The following is a 3,040-nucleotide window of genomic DNA, read 5'->3' as shown; positions in this document are numbered from 1 at the left end:
TAGCATGGAACCAGGAATTGATAGCCTTGCCTTGATAAGTAGCAATCTCGCCGCGGGTCATCTCAACGGCTCGTTTTACATTTTCGGTGATTGCTTTATCATTATAAGCCTGAAATTCTTTAATATCGGTCGATGCTTGCGTGCCGCGTTCAGGAACACCGCCTTTTTCCTCAATTGCCTGAATGGTAAAAGTCCGGGCAATTATGGCCTGAGCCGCTAACGCTTCAACCGGCCAATCGGGTTTCATCTCGCCGGCTACAACCCCGGCAATATAATCTTCCATCTTCATAGTTTTCTTCTGACCGGTTTCATGCATATAAACAGTAATTTCGGGTTCTTTTCCTTGGGCAGTCTGCTGCGGGGTCGGTGCTGGAGCCTGTTTCTTCTGCGGAGCCTGAGAACAGCCGCTTAATATCAGGCCAAGAGCAATAATTAAGCCGGCGGCTGTGTACAACACGCGATACTTTAATTTCATAACATTCCCCCTTCCACTTTTAGTATGGCAAAAGGGTAATAAATCCATGCACCTGAGATTAAATCATAATCAATCTATATTTCAAATCTGTCGACCAGGTCCTCGAGTTCCTTAGCCATCGCCGCTAATTTTTCTATAGAGTAGGTAATAGTATGGGCCGAAGCGGCTTGCTCTTGGCATACCGCGGCAATTTCCTGTACGCTGCCGGTATTGCACTCAGTCATGACATTCATGGCCGACACGGTCGTTATTGCCAACTTACATAACTCATCTTGGCTTTCAGTCTTTTGGGCAATAGTATTTGCTTGCTGCTGAATCCCAGCAATTGCAGCCGTAATTTGAGCAAAAGTTTCACCACTTGTTTTTGTCACATTAACGCCCTGATCAACGTGCTCTATACTCTGATTCATTGCTATTACCACACCGCGGGATTCGTATTGTATTCTGGCAATTATCTCTGAAATTTTTTTAGCCGCACACGACGACTCATCTGCTAACTTCCTAACTTCTTCAGCAACAACAGCAAATCCTCGTCCCGATTCCCCTGCCCTTGCCGCTTCGATTGCGGCATTTAATGCTAGCAGACTTGTCTGTTTCGCGATTCCTGAAATCAGTCCGGTTATCTGGCCAATTTCGTTTGCACTTTGGCTAAGGGTAGTCACAGTTTGGCCTGTTTCATCAACAAGTACTTTAATATTCTGCATTTCAGCGATTGTTTGGTTTATAATCACTTGTCCTTGAACAGCCAGCGCCGAGCACATATCGGTTGCAGCGGCAGTTTGCCTAATACTGTCGGAAATTTCAGTGGTAATACCAACGAGCTGATTAAGATTTTGCGTGGTTGATTCTGTCTCTTTACCTTGCTTTACAAGCTGTTCGGCTATTCGCGCTACAGAATTAGCTACTTGAACACTTCCCGCCCGTGACTGATTGGCCACCGCGGCAACACTTTCTGACGTCTCAAGCACCAAGGATGAAGATTCCTTAACTGAAGTTACTATTTGCCGGAGGCTTGCTGTCATACTGTTAAATGCGGTAGCAACATGTCCAAATTCGTCTTTCTTGTTAAGATTGAGCTCATGCGCTAAATTGCCGGAAGCCACTCTTTTAGCTCCTGCAACAAGATCCTTCAGCGGACAAAGCGACGTCCTAGCGGCGTAAAGTCCAAATATCACAAAAACTACGATGATAATAGCTACCACTATTATGCTCTGCTGTATCATATTAAAGGCGGCTTGCAGAGCTGCTTCCCGCGGATAGGCCGTCACAACTATCCAGTCAGTATTCGCGATTGGGCGATACGACAGCAGATACTCCTGACCGCGCACCAAGCCCACAGTATTTCCGGTTTCACCTTGGACAGCTTGAATATAGTATACCTCGGAAAGTTGTCTTTGTTCTTCAACTGCGGCGGTATCCAATTGATAAAAAATTGGAATTCTGTTTTTATCAATTACTGTTACCGAGTAACCAGGGTTTAAGGACAGCACTTGTTCTATCATGTTGTTCAAACTTTGAAGCGATAGGTTAGCGCCCATTACGCCAACGGCTTGATTTCCGCTTCCATAAATCGGCGAAGCTCCGATGATAGTCAGTTGGTTAGTAACTTTGCTAACAATCGGGTTAGAAAATTGCGGCGTTCCCTCTAACGCCTTGCTGAAATATTCTCGATCATCAATATCAACAGTTTGCGCACCGTCGGTTCGAAATATCTGCTTACCATCGGGCTGGGCAACAAATAGCGCGTCAGCACTGCCATAGAATGCTTTAACTAAACTGAGGTAATGCTCAATTTTCGTGGGCTGCATTGAACGAATAGCTGTTTGACCGCTTGCTACCATCAGGAAGTTCTTTTTGCCTTGTACATAACTGCCGATATCGCTGGCAACACGTTCAGCAACTTTGTTATTTTTATCAACTGCAGCCTTGGTAAGAGCCTCCATCGTCTGACTAGTAAAATACCAGCCCACAATAGCCAGCGGAACCACACAAGTTAAAACAGTAAATAAGGTTGCCTTTACTGTGAGTTTTGCCATGATAATTCTGAGCTTTTGCAAATTAAATTCCAGCCTAAATTGCCTGAGTTTACTAAAGTTATAAATAAGACGCTTTATCATGTGCAGCCTCCATTAAATGTATTTTCTAACCAAATAGTACAGTATTAGCCTTTGGCAGTGTACACATTTAACATAGCTTTAACGATATGTTTACAAACTCTTAACAGGTTCTTAATAATTGATGGGAATTAGGGCAAGAAACTAAAAAAGCTCTGCTAAGGCCGGATGGCCTGCAGAGCTTTTTTACCTAGCTTCTAATTCCCGGTTGAGCCCATTTTACGCTGCAGAATTTTGCTTGGTATTGTAAACATTAAATTGAAAATAAGAATAGTAATGATGAGCAAGGCCCCAATGCCGTTGGCAATATCAACCCGGTCCGGGACAAGGCCGATGGCCATAACGTACCACATATGAACAGCCAGCGTTTCACCGGCAGCTGTTATATCAAAGTCCGGTAATTGCCGGGATACTGTTGTTCCTGCTGTGAAAATCAGGATTGCTGTTTCAC

At 44.3% G+C, this 3,040-nt stretch carries 3 protein-coding genes; all 3 read right to left on the bottom strand.

From position 1 onward, the window contains the following. A partial coding sequence (locus GX348_11865) for a SpoIID/LytB domain-containing protein (protein ID NLP42852.1) occupies nt 1–475 on the bottom strand: 475 nt, incomplete at its 3' end. 74 nt (nt 476–549) lie between these two features. After that, nucleotides 550–2,592: a HAMP domain-containing protein gene (locus tag GX348_11860; GenBank protein ID NLP42851.1), complete on the bottom strand. Its 2,043-nt coding sequence runs from the start codon at nt 2,590–2,592 to the stop codon at nt 550–552. A gap of 194 nt (nt 2,593–2,786) precedes the next feature. Beyond that, on the bottom strand, nt 2,787–3,040 hold a 254-nt coding region (locus GX348_11855), incomplete at its 5' end, for a phosphate ABC transporter, permease protein PstA (protein NLP42850.1).

The organism is Veillonellaceae bacterium, assembly GCA_012523975.1.
Classification (GTDB): Bacteria; Bacillota; Negativicutes; order JAAYSF01; family JAAYSF01; genus JAAYSF01.
This window is presented reverse-complemented; position numbering and strand designations above follow the sequence as displayed.

Excerpts from the sequence above, each read along its gene's own strand:
- GX348_11860 (NLP42851.1), bottom strand. The coding sequence starts at position 2,592 with ATGATAAAGCGTCTTATTTATAACTTTAGTAAACTCAGGCAATTTAGG.